Genomic DNA, 17,848 nt, shown 5'->3' on the forward strand with positions numbered 1-17,848 from the left:
TCAATTGACAGTGAGCGCGCGCTGGTCAATCCTCCGTTAACTGTCGCGCGGGGGTGGTGTATACTGAAGCTTCACGCCGCAGCGTAGGTTTAACCGGGGCTAAAGCCAATCGAAGGAGATTGCATATATGAGTGATTATCTCGCGGATGTCCGCCGTTATGATGCTGCTGCTGATGAAGCGATTGTCGAGAAAATCGTAAAGCATCTTGGTATTGCGCTGCGCAATCGCGATTCCTCTCTCGTTTCAGCAACTGATCCGGAAGAATTGAAGCGCGTACGTGACAGCTGGGTTCATAAAAAGCTTGGCGTCGCTGATGAAGCCAAGGCTGTGGAAGTTGTCGACCACGTTGCCGAAGTTATGAAGGGGGATCGCAATAAAGGACGCGTTACGTTCTATTATCTGGTTGCCAAGCAGCTTGGTAAGCTCGGCGATCTTTGATCCCATCCACAGGCCAGCATAGAAGCCCCGGTGTCATACACCGGGGTTTTTCCTATATTGCGTTAAGACGAATCGGCCCGAAAGTATCCCTATGCGCACCTATCTCGACCTTCTCCAGCATGTTCTCGACAATGGTTCAGACCGCGGTGATCGAACCGGAACGGGTACGCGTTCGGTTTTCGGCTATCAGATGCGTTATAATCTTGCTGATGGTTTCCCGGTTTTGACCACCAAGAAGCTGCACTTGCGCTCGATCATTCATGAGTTGCTATGGTTTCTCAAAGGTGACACCAATATCGCCTATCTCAAGGAAAATGGCGTCTCAATCTGGGACGAATGGGCCGATGAGAACGGTGATCTCGGTCCGGTCTATGGTTATCAGTGGCGCTCCTGGCCGGCACCTGATGGTCGTCATATCGATCAGATCGCGAATCTTCTCAAAATGTTACGCGAAAATCCTAACTCACGCCGTCTGATTGTTTCTGCATGGAACCCGGCGCTGGTTGATGAAATGGCTTTGCCGCCGTGTCATTGCCTGTTCCAGTTTTATGTTTCCGACGGAAAACTGTCGTGTCAGCTCTATCAGCGTTCGGCGGATACTTTTTTGGGCGTTCCGTTTAACATTGCATCCTATGCGCTGCTGACGATGATGATCGCGCAAGTGGCCGGGCTTGAGCCGGGCGATTTTGTGCATACACTTGGTGACGCTCATATTTATTCCAATCATTTTGAGCAGGCACGTCTACAACTGACCCGCACGCCAAAAGCGTTACCGACCATGCGCATCAACCCGGATGTGAAAGATCTGTTTGCTTTCCGTTACGAGGACTTTGAGCTGGTGGGTTATGAAGCTGATCCAACAATCAAAGCACCGATTGCGGTGTAGATATGACCAATAACAAAGCCGTTATTTCGATTGTCGTTGCCGCGTCCGAAAACAATGTCATTGGCCGCGACAACGATATGCCGTGGAAACTCTCCACAGATCTCAAGCGATTTAAGGCTCTTACCCTTGGAAAGCCGGTCATTATGGGGCGAAAGACATGGGAATCTATTGGTCGTCCATTGCCGGGGCGTCCCAATCTCGTCGTGACGCGTGATGCAGCTTTTAAAGCTGACGGGGCAACGATTCTAGGTTCTCTCGATGCGGCAATTCAATTGGGGTGCAAGCTCGCGCTTGAGCTGAATGTGGATGAGGCTTGCATAATTGGTGGCGGCAGGATTTACGAGCAGGCTTTGCCGCTTGCCGACCGTTTGCATCTGACGCGTGTTCTCGCAACGATCGATGGTGACACGTTTTTCCCGGAAATCGATTCGACAATCTGGAAGGAAATCAGCTCGGAAGACGTGCCCGCTGGCGAGAAAGATAGCCACCCAACGCGCTATATCCGGTATGACCGACAGGTTATGTAAATTATAACGTACGAAATTTGCCGCTTCACGTTGAAAGCGGCCCTCGCGATGCCTATAAAACGGTAACATTAGTTGATGACGGGTAGTTGAACAGGCTCCCCGTCTCCCGGACGAGAGGTGAGGATGCCCTGGAGTAATCAGAATGGCGGCGGCGGTGGCCCATGGGGTGGCGGCGGCGACAACAATAATAATGGCGGCAATGGCGGCCCATGGGGGCAGGGGCCGAAAGGCCCGCGCAATGGCGGTCAGAACACGCCTCCTGATCTTGAGGATATTCTTCGCAAAGGCCAGGATCGTCTGAAAAAAGTTTTCCCGGGTGGCAGTGGCGGCAAGGGGGGCAGCAATCGTGGTGTATTCTTCCTGATTGGTGCGGCGGTTCTTGGCCTGTGGCTGTATCAGTCGGTTTATACCGTACAGCCGGATGAACTTGCTGTTGAACTCGTCTTTGGTAAGCCAAAGGCTGAGGTTTCTGAGCCGGGCCTGCATTTCCTTCTCTGGCCGGTTGAGACAGTTGAAAAAGCTCAGATCGTTGAAAAGCAGATCAATATTGGTGGTCAGGGGTCGCGTAATGCAACGCAAGGCCTGATGCTGACCGGCGACCAGAATATTGTCAATGTTCAGTTCTCGGTTCTCTATCGCGTCTCCAATCCGCGTGATTATCTGTTCAATGTCGAAAGCCCGGATGCCATGGTGCAGCAGGTTTCCGAGAGTGCGATCCGTGAAATCGTAGGCCGCAGACCGGCGCAGGATGTTTTCCGAGATAATCGTGCTGCCATTGCGCAGAGCGTTCGTGACATCATTCAGGCGACGCTTGACCGATATAATGCCGGTATTCAGATCAATGCAGTTTCCATTGAAGATGCGGCACCTCCGCGTGAAGTGGCGGATGCATTCGATGAAGTGCAGCGTGCTGAGCAGGATGAAGATCGTTTCGTAGAAGAATCCAATCAGTATTCTAACCAGCGCCTCGGCCAGGCGCGCGGTGAAGCGGCTCAGCTTCGCGAAGAAGCAGCTGCTTATAAGAACCGCGTCGTTCAGGAAGCAGAAGGTGAAGCGCAGCGTTTCACGTCTGTGCTTGAACAGTACGAGAAAGCACCGGAAGTAACACGCAATCGTCTGTTCCTTGAAACCATGGAAGACGTGCTTGCCGGGACCAAGAAGGTTATCGTGGAAGCGGGCAAGGATGTTGTTCCATACCTTCCTTTGAGTGAACTTATGCGTCAGCAGCCGCGTGCCGGTGCAACTGATGCAACGACGAATAGCGGAGGTAACTAATCATGGCCAGTAACAGGCTTCCGTTCTTTGTTGGCATTATCGCCGTTGCAGCATTTCTTCTTTATTCGTCGGTGTTCATCGTCAATGAACGTCAACAGGCTATCGTTCTGCGTTTTGGTCAGATCGTTGACGTGAAAACCGATCCCGGCATCTATTTTAAAATGCCGTTCGGTTTCCTCGATGCCGATACTGTGCAGCTGATTGATGATCGTCTGTTGCGTTTTGATCTTGACGATATTCGCGTTCAGGTTTCTGGCGGTAAGTTCTATGATGTGGATGCGTTCCTCGTTTACCGCATTACCGATCCGCGTAAGTTCCGTGAAACTGTTTCCGGTAGCACGTTGCTCGCTGAACAGCGCCTGCGTACACGTCTTGATGCTGCTCTTCGTGGTGTTTATGGTCAGCGTGGCTTTGAAGCTGCTCTTTCCGAAGAGCGCGGCGACATGATGCGTGAAGTTGCCAATCAGCTGCGTGCTGATGCCACCTCACTCGGCATCACGATTGAAGATGTTCGCATCCGTCGTACCGACCTCACGGCTGAAGTTTCGCAGCAGACCTATGACCGCATGAAGGCTGAACGTCTTGCAGAAGCAGAACGTCTGCGCGCACGTGGCCGGGAAGCTGCACAGCGTATCCGCGCTATTGCCGATCGTCAGGTTGTGGAAACGCTTGCTGAAGCGCGTAAGGAATCGGAAATCCTCCGCGGTGAAGGCGAAGCGCAGCGCAGTGAAATCTTCGCTCAGTCTGCCGCGAAGGATCCAGGCTTCTATGCGTTCTATCGTTCGATGGCAGCATATCGCAAAGCGCTGGAAACGCCGGATACGACGTTGGTTATTTCGCCGGATTCGGAGTTCTTCAAGTTCTTCCGTGATGCTGGTGGCAAACTGCCAACACCGGCCCAGTAAGAGAGATTATCGCAAATGAGCGATTTTCTAGCCGCCGTAGGTCTTCTCTTCGTCTTCGAGGGGCTGCTCTACGGTGGCTTTCCTTTTTTTGCTAAAAAGCTTGCGCGGGATGCATCCGAAGCACCGGAAAGCATGTTGCGGATTGCAGGGCTTTGCGCTCTTGCGATCGGTGTTTTCATTGTCTGGCTTGTCAGGGGATAAGCCAGCTCATCCGTTATATTTCTACTCGTCGCTCTATGCGGAGCCGTAAACAGGCCGTATTTTGCAGCAATCTAATCTTTTCTCTTTTACACCGCAGACAAAAACGGAGCAGAGCTTCATGGCAATTGCACCCAAGGCGGGATTTGCCCGTACCCTTCTGGCGACAGTCGCCCTTGGCGCGATGAGTTTTACAGGGGCAGTTGCAATCGGCGCCGCGCCTGCATTCGCGCAGCAAACAGCGCCCGTTCGCAAAGGACCGGATTCGGTGGCTGATCTGGCCGAAGGGCTTCTTGATGCTGTCGTGAACATCTCGACATCGCAAACGGTTAAAGAGGATGGCGAACAGGATGGTGCTGTGCCGATGCCACAGGTGCCGGAAGGCTCGCCGTTTCAGGAGTTCTTCAAAGACTTCTTCAATGACAAAGATGGTGGCAAGAATAGCGATTCCCGCAAGGTGCAGTCGCTCGGCTCGGGCTTTGTGATTGATGCGGAAAAAGGTTTCATCGTCACCAACAACCACGTCATCGCTGATGCAGATGAAATTGAGGTGAATTTCGTTGACGGTTCGAAACTGAAGGCTGAGCTGGTCGGCAAAGACACAAAGACAGACCTTGCCGTTCTGAAGGTTGATCCGGCGAAGCATAAGCTTAAATCCGTACAGTTTGGCAATTCGGATAAAGCGCGTATTGGCGACTGGGTATTGGCAATTGGTAATCCGTTTGGACTCGGTGGCACGGTTACTGCTGGTATTATTTCCGCCCGCAAGCGTGATATTCAGTCCGGTCCCTATGATGATTTCATCCAGACCGATGCCGCGATCAATCGCGGTAATTCCGGTGGACCGTTATTTGATATGGACGGCAAGGTGATCGGCATCAATACAGCGATCTATTCCCCATCAGGTGGCTCTATCGGTATTGGTTTTGCTATTCCGGCTGAAATGGCCGTTGGCGTTATTGATCAGCTTAAAGAATTTGGTGAAGTGCGCCGTGGCTGGCTCGGCGTTCGTATTCAGCCTGTTACCGATGACATCGCGGAAAGCCTTGGCTTGAAGGATGCAAAGGGTGCTTTGATCGCGGGTCTTATTGAAAACTCAGGAGTAGACAATAAAGAGATCAAAGCGGGTGACGTTGTGATCCGTTATGACGCCAAGCCGGTTGAGCGTGCGCGTGACTTGCCGCGACTTGTTGCCGAAAGCGCTGTCGGTGATGAAGTCGAAGTGGTTGTTGTTCGAGACGGTGAAGAGAAGACCGTAAAGGTTAAGCTTGGCCGCCTGATCGAAGACGATAAAAGCACGGAGGAAGCGACTGAAGATCAGGCACCTCCACCAGACATGGAAGAGGGCGAAGAGGGGCAGGAAGTTCCCAATGCTCCTAAGCCGGATACCAAGAAGAAAGAGCAAACGGAACAGGCTGGCACAACAGTGCTTGGCATGAAGCTTTCGGAAATCAACGACGACATACGTGGTGAATTTGGCATTGCAGAGGATGTTGAAGGTGTGGCTGTTCTGTATGTTGCCCCGGGTTCTGCCGCCGGTGAAAAGCGTATCGAAATGGGTGACGTGATTGTCGATATCGGACAGGTCACTGTGAAGTCACCGGTCGATGTGAAAAAGCGAATTGATGCGCTGCGGCGCGAAGGTCGTAAGAATGCGCTTTTGATGCTTGCGTCCCGTTCCGGCGAGTTGCGCTTCGTGACGATCCGAATCGACTAAGCGTTTGGGATGTTGAAATGCAAAAGGCGCCGCGGCATTTGCGGCGCCTTTTTTGTTTGTGTTTAGAATCCCTTGGCCGAATTGGTTCGGAATGTGATTCAGTTTTTCGATGGATTTATTGCGGAATAAACGACGTGACGTTTGAGGTGGGGCATGTCGTCAGGCACCTTGGGGTGGTCGAAGTCGCGTGCTTCATCCCGCATCATTCCGATGCGTCGCATAACGGATGTCGAGCGGTCATTATTGAATACAGCAAATGAGACAACTTCAGGAAGTTCAAGCTTCTCGAAAGCGTAAGCCAGAAGTGCTTTTCCCGCCTCGGTCATATAGCCTTTTCCCCAGAAGGGTGGTGTAAGCCGCCAGCCGATTTCTACCGTGCCGTCAGGGAGGCATGGTTCGAGATCTGTGAGGGCAAGACCTGCAAAGCCGATTGGTTGCCCGCTTTGTTTTTCCTCAATAGCGTAAAAGCCAAACCCTGTTTCTGTGATCATTTTTTGCAGACGCTCAAACAATGCGTCTGATTCTGTACGAGAAAGTCGAGACGGGAAGAAACGCATTACCTCAGCATCCGAGTTAATTTCGTGAAGCAATTCGCGATCCCGGTTTTCCCAGTTGCGAATAACGAGGCGAGGCGTTTCCAGAATAATCATTCGACAAAATCCGATTTACGATAACCCTGAATATAAAGAAGGGCGGTCAGGTCACCATGATCAATGCGAACTTTTGCCTGTGCCGCGACGGCTGGTTTTGCATGAAGAGCAACACCGGTGCCAGCGAGCTGGATCATACCCAGATCGTTGGCGCCGTCACCTACAGCGATTGCATCGTTCGGGCTGAGACCGAGGCGGTCAGCTATTTCAACCAGCTTTTCAACCTTTGCTTCGCGGCCCAAGATCGGATCGGAAACGGTGCCGCTTAGATGGGCGCCATCATGAAGAAGTGTGTTGGCGCGATCCTCGTTAAAGCCAATCATGTCGGCAATGCGGCGTGTGAATGATGTGAAGCCACCCGATACAAGGGCCGTATAGGCCCCATATTTGCGCATGGTACGGACGAGTTCCACACCACCGGGCATAAGTGAAATGCGGGTCGAGATAACCTTGTCGATGACCGAAAGCGGCAGGCCTTTGAGGAGCGCGACGCGTTCGCGCAATGCTGGCTCGAACTCGATTTCACCATTCATGGCTCGGGCGGTGATTGCTGCAACATGCTCTCGCAGGCCTGCTTCTTCCGCCAGTTCATCAATGCATTCCTGCTGGATCATGGTGGAATCCATGTCTGCAATCAGAATTTTCTTGCGCCGACTGTCCTGATCCTGCACCACGACATCAACTGGCGCACCATCGAGGGAAGCGCGCAGCGCCTGATCGGCTTCTTCATGGCTTATGCCTGAAGCGAGCGGTATGTCGCAGGCGATGCCGTCGGCCAGCCAGTAAAGTCCGGTTGCATTCACTGCTGCCGAGGCTTTAATCCCCAAGGTTGAAACTAGCGACGCTTTGGCCGGATTGGCAATCAATGTAGCAACGAGGGAAGCGGGTCGGGACATGAGGAATATTTCCTGCGATGAGTGAAGCGACAAAGGATGCAATCCTGATAGCTGGCCCGACGGCCAGCGGCAAGTCGGCTCTTGCCCTTCATATGGCAAAGAAGACCGGCGGCTTCATCGTCAATACCGATTCCATGCAGGTTTATGAGGTCCTCGATCTGTTAAGCGCGCGCCCACAATCGGATGAGCTTCACGAAGCAGAGCATTTTCTATACGGCCATGTCGCGCCATCAGTTTCCTATTCAACGGGGAAATGGTTCGCGGATGTCGAAGTCCTTTTATCGCGTCCTGATCTCAAGGCCCGTACACCGATCTTTGTAGGCGGCACAGGACTTTATTTTCGCGCACTTTTAGGCGGGCTTTCGCAGATGCCGGAAGTCGCCCCCGATATTCGCGAGTACTGGCGTCACAGAATGAGCGAACATGGAGCGGAGGTTCTGCACGCGGCTCTTATGGAGCGCGATCCAAAAATCGCCGCCACACTGCGTCCGACTGACAGTCAGCGTATTGTTCGTGCGCTGGAAGTGTTTGAAGGAACGGGCAAGTCGTTGCTGGACTGGCAGAAGGATACCGGTACGGCGCTGGTCGATGATGCAAGCGCGACCAAGATCGTGTTGCTGCCCGAGCGGAAATGGCTGGGTGAGCGGATTGCTCAACGCTTCAATCTTATGTGGGATCACGGTGCGCTTGATGAAGTCCGTGCGCTGAATGCGCTGCATCTTGATCCCGCACTGCCCGCGATGAAGGCGATCGGCGTGCGCGAGATTTCAGCATTTTTCGCGGGTGAGATGACCAGAGAAGAAGCTATTGAGCGTTCCGTTATTGCCACTCGCCAATATGCGAAACGGCAATCGACATGGTTTCGTAATCAGCTTGATGAGAGCTGGAAAGTGTTCACCTCCGGCGAACATGCTCTCTTAGGGCAATAATCTTATCTAGAAGGTGTCTTTTATATAAGAAAATATCGCTTTTTATGAATTTTCGCGTTGACGACACGATTTTCGCTGATTAGTCTCGCCGCCATGAACAGAACAGCTCTTATTCTTGTGGTACGTACGCGCATGGGCAGGATGGTGTAACCATCCGGCGAAAGCTCCCATGCGCGAAAGACAGGCTCCCTCGGGGGCCTTTTTTGTTATCTAAACATCAACGAAATTGAATATGTAAAGCAGACGGGAAGTGACGACGATGACGGCAGCAAAAAGCGAGGCGGCGACGATCTCCGCAGGGCAACGCGAAATGACCGGCGCGGAAATGGTGGTGCAGGCTATGATCGATCATGGTGTGGAGCATCTTTTCGGTTATCCGGGCGGTGCAGTGCTGCCGATCTATGACGAACTTTTCCAGCAGGATAAGATTGAACACATTCTTGTTCGCCACGAGCAGGGCGCTGGCCATGCCGCAGAAGGCTATGCGCGATCGACTGGCAAGGTTGGCGTTATGCTGGTTACGTCCGGCCCAGGTGCGACCAATGCGGTTACGCCGTTGCAGGACGCGCTGATGGATTCGATCCCGCTGGTTTGCATTTCCGGTCAGGTTCCAACGTCACTGATCGGCTCCGATGGTTTCCAGGAAGCTGATACGGTTGGCATCACGCGTCCATGCACCAAACATAACTGGCTGGTTCGCGACGTGAATGATCTTTCCCGCATTCTGCATGAAGCCTTTCATATTGCATCGACAGGTCGTCCGGGTCCGGTTCTGGTTGATATTCCAAAAGACATTCAGTTTGCGACCGGCATCTATACGCCGCCGCAGACCGCACCCCGGACCAGTTATCGACCGACCATTGAAGGTGACAAGTCTGCTATCGCGCAGGCTGTTGAAATGCTGCTGAGTGCCAAAAAGCCGGTTATTTATTCGGGCGGCGGTGTTATCAATTCCGGCCCTGCCGCAACGAAATTGTTGCGTGAACTGGTTGAGATCAGCAATTTCCCTATCACTTCGACATTGATGGGCTTGGGTGCTTATCCCGCATCGGGCAAGAACTGGTTGGGCATGCTGGGTATGCACGGCACATATGAAGCCAACATGACCATGCATGATTGTGATGTCATGCTTTGCGTTGGTGCGCGTTTTGACGACCGTATCACGGGACGTCTCAACGCTTTCGCTCCACATTCGCGCAAGATTCATATCGATATTGATCCATCATCGATCAACAAGAATGTTCGTGTTGACGTGCCGATTATTGGTGATGTTGCGCATGTGCTGGAAGATATCGTTCGCCAGTTCCGCGCATCCTCTAAAAAGCCGGATGAAAATGCGATTGGCGCATGGTGGGATCAGATCAATCGCTGGCGCGCACGTAAGTCATTGGCCTATACGCCAAACAAAGACGTCATTATGCCGCAATATGCTTTGCAACGCCTGAACGAGCTGACGAGGGATCGTGATACTTACATCACGACGGAAGTCGGTCAGCACCAGATGTGGGCTGCACAGTTCATGGACTTTGAAGCACCAAATCGCTGGATGACATCGGGTGGCCTCGGCACCATGGGGTATGGTCTGCCTGCAGCTCTCGGCGTTCAGATTGCGCATCCTGATGCGCTGGTTATCGATATTGCTGGCGATGCATCAATTCAGATGTGTATTCAGGAAATGTCGGCTGCCATTCAGTATGAAGCACCGATCAAGATTTTCATTCTGAACAATCAATATATGGGTATGGTGCGCCAATGGCAGCAATTGCTGCATGGCAATCGCCTGTCGCATTCCTATACCGAAGCCATGCCAGATTTCGTGAAGCTGGCAGAAGCTTATGGTGCGCACGGTATTCGCTGTGACAAGCCGGAGAAACTTGATGACGCGATCATGGAAATGATCGAGGTTAAAAAGCCGGTTATCTTTGATTGCCGCGTTGCCAATCTCGCCAATTGCTTCCCGATGATCCCATCCGGCAAGGCCCATAATGAAATGTTGCTGCCTGATGAAGCGACCGACGAAGCTGTTGCCAATGCCATTGACGCCAAGGGCCGTTCCCTAGTCTGATCCGGAGTAAAGAACATGAACGCACAAAATCTAGCATCCGGTTCGGCATATTTCATTGCAGCCGATACCCAGACACCGGAGACACATACGCTCTCGGTTCTGGTTGATAATGAACCGGGTGTTCTAGCCCGCGTCATTGGGCTGTTTTCCGGGCGTGGCTATAATATTGAAAGCCTGACGGTTTCTGAAACCGAGCACGAACAGCATCTGTCACGTATCACTATAGTGACGCGTGGCACGCCAAGTGTACTCGATCAGATCCGCCATCAGCTTGAACGTATCGTTCCGGTCCATCGTGTGGTCGACATGACGCATCGTGCTGTCGAGCTTGGTCATGAGCGCCCGATTGAGCGTGAACTTGCGCTGATCAAAGTGGCTGGCAAGGGTGAGGCGCGTGCTGAAACCCTGCGTTTGACCGATGCTTTCAATGCCAAGATCGTGGATGCAACGACCGAGCATTTCATTGTCGAGATTACCGGCAAGACAGCGAAGATCGACCAATTTATTTCGCTGATGAAGCCTCTCGGTCTGGTGGAAATTTGCCGGACCGGTGTGGCTGCAATGAACCGGGGGCCGCAGGGTCTGTAAGTTCGACAAAAACCGATACGATTATAATTGTAACCGGCACAATAGTTCGATTGTGCCGGTTTTTTATTGGGCTAATTTCTCATGACTAAGCCATAAATGTTCAAAAGGTGAATGATGTCTGCTCTTCCTAGCTATGATGATGTGGTTTCGGCTGCCCGAAGAATTGAAGGGTACGCGCATCGCACGCCAGTCTTCACCTCATCAACTGTTGATCGCGAAACTGGTGCGCAGTTTTTCTTCAAATGCGAGAACTTCCAGCGCATTGGGGCATTTAAGTTTCGAGGCGCTTACAACGCCTTATCGCGCTTCAACGACGAGCAGAAGAAGCGCGGTGTACTTGCCTTTTCGTCTGGCAATCATGCACAGGCAATAGCCCTTGCAGCAAGATTACTTGGTATCGCTGCAACCATTATCATGCCTGAGGACGCACCGGCGGCGAAGCTGGACGCTACGCGCGGGTATGGTGCAACAGTCGTTACATACAACCGCTATACTGAAGACCGTGATGCACTTTCAAAACAGCTTGCAGAGGAAGGAGGTTTAACACTCATTCCGCCCTTTAACCATCCAGACATCATTGCCGGACAGGGCACTGCGACCAAGGAATTGATCGAAGAGGTTGGGCAACTGGATGCTTTATTTGTTTGTCTTGGCGGCGGTGGCTTGCTGGCGGGCTCTGCTCTGGCTGCCAAAGCGCTTTCACCTTCATGCGATGTCTATGGGGTTGAGCCGGAAGCAGGCAATGACGGTCAACAATCGCTCCGTTCCGGCAGGATTGTTCATATTGATGTCCCCAAAACATTGGCCGATGGCGCCCAGACGCAGGCGCTCGGCGAAATGACATTCTCTATCATTCGGGAAACCGTTCGCGATATACTGGCGGTCAGCGACGATGATCTGGTGCAAGGTATGAAATTTTTTGCCAGCCGAATGAAGATGGTGGTTGAACCAACCGGCTGTCTGGGCTTCGCGGGTGCTTTGCAGATGGCGCCAGAACTCAGAGGAAAGCGCGTCGGCGTGATTATCAGTGGCGGCAATGTTGATCTGGAAAGATTTGCAACGCTGATTGGTAAGGACATTTGATCACGGTTTGATCTTGTCTTTGAGTCCCGAATCCTGTCTGAACAGGGGATGCAGTTTTCACCAGAACAGGATCAGGCTTTAAAAGCCGTCGGCAAGTGGCTGAAAGAGGGGCGTTCCCCCATTTTCAGGCTGTTTGGTTACGCCGGGACGGGCAAGACCACTCTTGCGCGTTATTTTGCCGAGCATGTTGATGGCGACGTGCAGTTTGCAGCTTTTACCGGGAAGGCGGCCCAGGTACTGCGGTCCAAGGGCGCAAACAATGCGCGCACGTTGCATTCGTTGATTTATCGGCCACGCGGTGAAGAAGCGATTGAGGACGAAACAACCGGCAAGACGTCCATTGCTCCGACCTTTTCACTCAATCGTCAAAGCCCGGTGGCCAAGGCCGCTCTGATCGTTGTGGACGAATGTTCCATGGTTGATGAGCAGCTTGGCCGCGATCTGATGACATTCGGCACGCCAATCCTGGTGCTGGGCGATCCGGGGCAGCTGCCGCCGATTTCCGGCGGTGGCTTCTTCACCGAGCATGAACCCGATTATCTGCTGACGGAAATTCATCGGCAGGCACGTGACAATCCGATCATTCGTATGGCGCTGGACGTGCGTGAGGGTCGAGAACTTGGTTATTGTGATGAGGGAAGGGCGAAAGTTATTTCCAAGTCCCAAGTTAATCAAGATCTGGTACTTTCTGCCGATCAGGTTCTTGTCGGCACAAATCGCACGCGTAAGCGCTACAATCAGCGCCTTCGCGAGTTGAAGGGCTTCACAGCAGAGTACCCGCAGGCTGGCGACAAGCTGGTTTGCCTGCGCAATGATCCTGCAAAGGGGCTTCTGAACGGTTCTCTCTGGAAGGTGATGACCTCGTCCAAGGAAACAGTGAAGCCGGGAATTAATCTGCTTGTCTCACCGGAAGATGAAGATCGGGGCGTTGCGAAGATTAAACTGCTCAAAGCGCAGTTTGAAGACCCGGATGCTGAAATTCCCTGGCAGACCAAAAAGCGCTTCGATGATTTTGATTACGGTTATGCATTGACGGTTCACAAGGCGCAGGGTTCGCAGTGGGACAATGTGGTGCTTTTCGATGAAAGCTATGCATTCCGCGACACGCGCGAACGTTGGCTTTACACCGCGATCACACGGGCAGCGGAACAACTGACGATCGTAAAATAATCATTGTTCCGTTGGTTCAGCGCTAAGCCATTCCCAAGCTTTGGGTTCGTCCTCCGGCTCAAAAGTCTTCATTTCAATGGACAAAAATGGCTGCATTAGCGTAACGCTCGCCTGTATCCATAAAGGCCCGCCGACGATGGCATAACGGCGCAAGTGCTGGAGCGATTTGGCGCGCATCGACAACATGCTTTCGGAAAATGCAGAACCCCAATCGACACCTTCATAACCCGTCAGACGAATGAGCAAATCGATTTCTTCGTGGCCTTCATAGGCCGCATCAAGCAGGCCATAGAGATTTTCGAGGGCGGCCTCATCGAGATGCCCTTCGATCGCAAAGGCAAACACGTCTTCACGATTGGTAGGAATGCGACGCACGACGGGAACGTCTTCATTGCGCATAGAGACCTCCATTTGCTGAATATTGTTATATTTAAACGTCATATCTTGTGTTTGCGCAAACGTTTTTAGCCGGGCGAAAGTTGCGGCTACAGGAGCAAAATATCATCAAAAAACATATTGATGATTCATTGTGGGGTGCGACTGGAAAGCACTGACATTTTTTAACAGTGCGGGATATAAAGCCATATCCTTATCTTTGGGAGCGATGCTCTATGCCTGCAAAACTGTCCGTCAATCTCAATGCCATTGCAATGTTGCGAAATCGTCGTGATCTGCCATGGCCAAGTGTTACCGGGCTCGGGCGAGCAGCGCTTGCGGCAGGCGCCGCAGGTTTGACCGTACATCCGCGTCCGGATCAACGCCATATTCGTTTTTCCGATCTTGGCGACATCCGCGCGCTTATTGATGATGAATACCCGCAGGCCGAGTTCAACATTGAGGGCTTTCCAACAGAAGCATTTCTGGAGTTGGTTGAAAAGCATCAACCTGAGCAGGTAACGCTGGTGCCAGACGATCCAATGCAAGCAACTTCCGATCACGGCTGGGACTTTGAAACGAAGTCTGATTTCCTGGCGCCGATCGTTCAGCGTCTGAAATCAAAGGGAATGCGCGTGTCTTTGTTCGCTGATCCTGATCCACTTGGCTATGACAAGGCCAAAGCTATTGGGGCAGACCGGATTGAGCTGTATACCGGTCCTTATGGCGCGACATACGACAATGCTGCGGCTGCGACGCGCGAACTCGGTCGTCTCGGTAAGGCAGCAGATGCTGCAACAACACTCGGTCTAGCAATCAATGCTGGGCACGATTTGACAGTTGAAAATCTACCGGCGCTGGTCAAACGTGTACCACAGTTAAGCGAAGTCTCTATCGGTCATGGCCTGACAGCAGATGCTTTGATGTATGGTATGCCTGTTACAGTCAGTCGCTATATTGCGGCGCTGGCCATATAGATGGCGTTTAAACGCATGGCTAGTGATCAAGCCGTGCGAAATATGCATTTGTGCGCGGGCATAACAAGATATAAACGGCGCGCCTGATGTTTATACGCTGGGGGCATGCGGTTCAATTTAGGGAAGCATGAATGACGTTTTCCGCAATCTCCACCCCGCCACCCAGCGGTTATTTAAATCATCTGGAAATAGTTCTGCTGTTATTTTCGTCGAATTGTTGAGTTGTTAGCGGGCTGAGCGAGGAACTTCGACGTCTGGCCAGAGTTTTTGCTGGTGGCGATTTTCCTCTTTTTCTTTTCTCCTTCAGGTTCCTTAAATTACGACCTTGCGAGGTGTCTGCATATGAGCAGCGAGCATAACGATAAGAACCAACCAGTTTCAGATGAAGCGCAGGCGGGTTCTCAGAATACGCTGCCGACTGGTGTTTCGCCAGAAAATACAATTTCTTCGGAAGAAAACGATCATTCCCATGACAGTATGAAAATGCTGGTACTTGGTGCGCTCGGCGTTGTCTACGGTGATATCGGGACGAGCCCGATTTACGCCTTTCGCGAAGCATTGCATGCCGCGACATCAGATGGCTTTCTTTCCCGAAGTGACATTCTCGGCGTCGTTTCACTGATCTTCTGGGCGCTTCTGCTTGTTGTAACGGTTAAATATGTGATCTTCGTCTTACGCGCAGATAATAACGGCGAAGGCGGAATTCTCTCTCTGATGGCTTTGGTGAGGGCTGCCCTGAAAGGGCGGCCAGATATCGTTCTGGCGGCAGGTATCTGTGGTGCTGCACTGTTTTTTGGCGATGCGGTCATTACGCCGGCCATTTCCGTCCTGTCTGCGGTGGAAGGGGTGTAGATTGTTGCGCCCCATATGACGCCGTTTGTGGTCCCGATTACTGTGGTCATTCTCGTGGTCCTCTTTTCCATCCAGAAGTACGGCACGGGGAAAGTGGCGATTGTTTTCGGGCCCATTATGGCGGTGTGGTTTCTGGCGCTCGGTGCTTCGGGTCTTTGGCACATCTTTGACGATCCCACCGTCATGGCAGCGCTCAACCCTTATTATGCCCTGCGCTTTCTCGTTGTTAGTCCAGGTGTCGCCTTCATTACCGTGGGCGCAGTCTTCCTTGCCATGACGGGTGCCGAAGCGCTCTACGCTGATCTCGGTCATTTTGGTCGCAAACCAATCGTGCGGGCTTGGCTTTGGATTGTCTTTCCGTGTTTGCTACTCAACTATTTCGGACAGGCAGCATTCGTGCTTTCGCATGGTGAGGCCGCCGCTCTGCCATTCTTCGAGATGATGCCGGAATTTGCGCTCTGGCCGATGGTGCTTCTTGCAACTGCTGCCACCGTGATCGCCAGTCAGGCTGTCATCAGCGGTGCGTTTTCAGTGGCGCGTCAGGCGGTTCAGCTCAATATTCTGCCACGTCTGGAAATCCAGCATACGTCTGAGAAACTGCACGGGCAGATTTATATTCCACGCGTTAATCTGCTGCTTGGTCTGACAGTTATCATTCTCGTTCTCGGCTTCGAGAAATCGAACAATCTGGCATCTGCCTACGGTATCGCGGTGACCGGAAACATGTTGGTAACGACCGGTCTTCTGTATTTCGTCATGACGCGCATCTGGAACTGGCGTGTTAGTCGCGCACTTCCAATCATTATTGGCTTCCTGATCATTGATCTTCTGTTTTTCAGTGCCAACATCATCAAGGTGCATGATGGAGGTTGGGCGTCGATCCTGTTTGCTGCCATTCTCGTGATCATTATGTGGACATGGGTACGCGGCACGCGCCACTTGTTCCAGAAAACACGCAAGGCCGAAGTGCCGCTTGATCTCATCGTTGAACAGATGAACAGGCGTCCGCCGACCATTGTTCCGGGAACGGCTGTTTTCCTGACGGGTGATCCGAAGAGTGCTCCAACTGCGTTGATGCACAGCCTCAAGCATTATAAAGTTTTGCATCAGAACAATGTGATTTTGACAGTTGTGACAGCCTCCAAACCTTGGGTGTCGAGTGCGGACCGGGTACGTGTCTCGCAATATAATGAGCGCTTCATGCAAGTGACGCTGACTTTCGGATATATGCAGCAGCCGAATATTCCACGGGCATTGGGCCTTTGTCGCAGGCTCGGCTGGAAGTTTGATATTATGACCACTTCGTTCTTTTTGTCGCGTCGCTGGCTTAAAGCATCTGCTCATTCCGGAATGCCGCTCTGGCAGGATAAGTTGTTTATTCTGCTGGCACGAACCGCGTCGGATGCGACCGAATATTTCCAAATCCCGACTGGTCGGGTGGTCGAAATTGGAACGCAGGTGAATATCTGAGGTTTCCGGTAACAAATTTAAAAGGGCGTCTTCTCAGGAGTTGATTCCAGAAGGCGCCTTTTTTTGCCGACCGACGGAGCGTTCGGATCACAATTCCAAAATCTGCATTTGCTTTAAAAAATCGTGCTTGACGGTGACCATATCTCAGACTAATAAACGGAACCGTACCGTACGGTACAAGCTGGAGGGATTAACCGGTGACTGATAAAAGCGAAGAATTTCAGGCTCAGAAGCAGCCGTCTTTCTCGCCGCGTCAGAACGAAGTTCTGGAGCAGGCGTTGCGCCTTCTTGTTGAAGGTGGGGACCGCGCTTTGACTACGGCAAGCATTGCGCGTGCTGCCAATTGCTCCAAGGAAAGCCTCTATAAATGGTTTGGCGATCGCGATGGTTTGCTGACCGCGATGGTTCGCTGGCAGGCATCGAAGGTTCGTGTCGTGCCGGTGGCGCGTGAGAAGCTTGATGCGGAATCGCTTTTCTCAAGCCTTGAACATTTTGCCCGCGACTGGTTGCTGGTTCTGTCCGGGCGCACATCCGTCGCGCTCAACCGCCTGGCCGTCAGCCATTCTGCCTCCGGCAAGTCCGCACTTGGTGACATCGTTCTATCCAATGGTCCGGTTGCAATGGCCAAGCGTCTCAAGCCTATCCTTGAAATGGGACAGGAAGCGAAGCTTCTGGCTTTTGACGATATCGATGAAGCATTTCGTGCATTTTTCGGACTGGTTGTCCGGGATATGCAGATCCGGTTGCTGCTTGGCGACCGGCAGGAACTAACTGACGCGGAGGTTATCCGGAATGCCCGGCGCGCCACCAAGCAGTTTTTCGCTCTTTATGGAGCTTAATCTTCTG

17 protein-coding genes and 1 pseudogene are annotated in these 17,848 nt (G+C 52.3%); 15 read left to right on the forward strand and 3 right to left on the reverse strand.

The window, feature by feature from the left end; all coding sequences use genetic code 11:
* Positions 1-127: 127 nt before the first annotated feature.
* From H5024_RS05825 to H5024_RS05855, 7 genes are all read left to right on the forward strand, one after another.
* A complete protein-coding gene (locus tag H5024_RS05825; RefSeq protein WP_187544444.1) occupies positions 128-439 on the forward strand; it encodes a DUF2853 family protein in 312 nt (103 codons plus the stop codon).
* Positions 440-530: 91 nt separating this feature from the next.
* Complete coding sequence (locus H5024_RS05830; RefSeq protein ID WP_187544445.1) at positions 531-1,325, forward strand: thymidylate synthase; 795 nt, start codon at positions 531-533, stop codon at positions 1,323-1,325.
* 2 nt (positions 1,326-1,327) lie between these two features.
* Positions 1,328-1,852, forward strand: coding sequence for a dihydrofolate reductase (locus H5024_RS05835; RefSeq protein ID WP_187544446.1), 525 nt, complete (start codon positions 1,328-1,330; stop codon positions 1,850-1,852).
* Between the two features lie 123 nt (positions 1,853-1,975).
* Positions 1,976-3,127, forward strand: a complete 1,152-nt coding sequence (gene hflK, locus H5024_RS05840; protein WP_187544447.1) for an FtsH protease activity modulator HflK — start codon at positions 1,976-1,978, stop codon at positions 3,125-3,127.
* A gap of 2 nt (positions 3,128-3,129) precedes the next feature.
* On the forward strand, positions 3,130-4,032 hold the full coding sequence (locus tag H5024_RS05845; protein ID WP_187544448.1) for a protease modulator HflC: 903 nt from the start codon (positions 3,130-3,132) through the stop codon (positions 4,030-4,032).
* Between the two features lie 15 nt (positions 4,033-4,047).
* Positions 4,048-4,233: a DUF2065 domain-containing protein gene (locus tag H5024_RS05850; protein ID WP_187544449.1), complete on the forward strand. Its 186-nt coding sequence runs from the start codon at positions 4,048-4,050 to the stop codon at positions 4,231-4,233.
* Positions 4,234-4,351: 118 nt separating this feature from the next.
* Positions 4,352-5,947, forward strand: coding sequence for a Do family serine endopeptidase (locus H5024_RS05855; protein WP_187544450.1), 1,596 nt, complete (start codon positions 4,352-4,354; stop codon positions 5,945-5,947).
* Positions 5,948-6,045: 98 nt separating this feature from the next.
* Here the strand turns inward: H5024_RS05855 and H5024_RS05860 are convergent, their stop codons facing one another.
* Complete coding sequence (locus H5024_RS05860; protein WP_187544451.1) at positions 6,046-6,597, reverse strand: GNAT family N-acetyltransferase; 552 nt, start codon at positions 6,595-6,597, stop codon at positions 6,046-6,048.
* Complete coding sequence (gene serB, locus H5024_RS05865) at positions 6,594-7,493, reverse strand: phosphoserine phosphatase SerB (RefSeq protein WP_187544452.1); 900 nt, start codon at positions 7,491-7,493, stop codon at positions 6,594-6,596. Before serB ends, H5024_RS05860 begins: the two co-directional genes overlap by 4 nt.
* A 17-nt stretch (positions 7,494-7,510) precedes the next feature.
* Here serB and miaA point away from each other — a divergent pair, with 17 nt between their 5' ends.
* From miaA to H5024_RS05890, 5 genes are all read left to right on the forward strand, one after another.
* Positions 7,511-8,422, forward strand: a complete 912-nt coding sequence (miaA, locus tag H5024_RS05870) for a tRNA (adenosine(37)-N6)-dimethylallyltransferase MiaA (RefSeq protein ID WP_187544453.1) — start codon at positions 7,511-7,513, stop codon at positions 8,420-8,422.
* Between the two features lie 259 nt (positions 8,423-8,681).
* Entirely contained in the window at positions 8,682-10,487 is a 1,806-nt protein-coding gene (locus H5024_RS05875) for an acetolactate synthase 3 large subunit (protein ID WP_187544454.1), read from the forward strand.
* Positions 10,488-10,502: 15 nt separating this feature from the next.
* On the forward strand, positions 10,503-11,075 hold the full coding sequence (gene ilvN / locus H5024_RS05880) for an acetolactate synthase small subunit (RefSeq protein WP_187544455.1): 573 nt from the start codon (positions 10,503-10,505) through the stop codon (positions 11,073-11,075).
* Positions 11,076-11,189: 114 nt separating this feature from the next.
* Positions 11,190-12,158 carry a threo-3-hydroxy-L-aspartate ammonia-lyase gene (locus H5024_RS05885; protein ID WP_187546651.1) on the forward strand — a complete coding sequence of 323 codons (969 nt, stop codon included), beginning with the start codon at positions 11,190-11,192 and terminating at the stop codon, positions 12,156-12,158.
* 48 nt (positions 12,159-12,206) lie between these two features.
* On the forward strand, positions 12,207-13,328 hold the full coding sequence (locus tag H5024_RS05890; RefSeq protein ID WP_187544456.1) for an ATP-dependent RecD-like DNA helicase: 1,122 nt from the start codon (positions 12,207-12,209) through the stop codon (positions 13,326-13,328).
* Here H5024_RS05890 and H5024_RS05895 read toward each other — a convergent pair whose 3' ends face one another.
* Positions 13,329-13,727 carry an STAS/SEC14 domain-containing protein gene (locus H5024_RS05895; protein WP_187544457.1) on the reverse strand — a complete coding sequence of 133 codons (399 nt, stop codon included), beginning with the start codon at positions 13,725-13,727 and terminating at the stop codon, positions 13,329-13,331.
* Between the two features lie 212 nt (positions 13,728-13,939).
* Between H5024_RS05895 and H5024_RS05900 the strand changes: the two genes are divergently transcribed.
* From H5024_RS05900 to H5024_RS05910, 3 genes and pseudogenes are all read left to right on the forward strand, one after another.
* Entirely contained in the window at positions 13,940-14,680 is a 741-nt protein-coding gene (locus H5024_RS05900; RefSeq protein WP_187544458.1) for a pyridoxine 5'-phosphate synthase, read from the forward strand.
* Positions 14,681-15,157: 477 nt separating this feature from the next.
* Positions 15,158-17,002 (forward strand): annotated as a pseudogene (locus H5024_RS05905) (potassium transporter Kup).
* A gap of 197 nt (positions 17,003-17,199) precedes the next feature.
* Positions 17,200-17,841 (forward strand): TetR/AcrR family transcriptional regulator, encoded by a 642-nt coding sequence (locus H5024_RS05910; protein ID WP_187544459.1) that lies wholly within the window; start codon positions 17,200-17,202, stop codon positions 17,839-17,841.
* Positions 17,842-17,848 lie beyond the last annotated feature (7 nt).

Origin of the sequence: Ochrobactrum sp. Marseille-Q0166 (assembly GCF_014397025.1) — a bacterium.
In the GTDB taxonomy this organism is placed as follows: Bacteria; Pseudomonadota; Alphaproteobacteria; order Rhizobiales; family Rhizobiaceae; genus Brucella.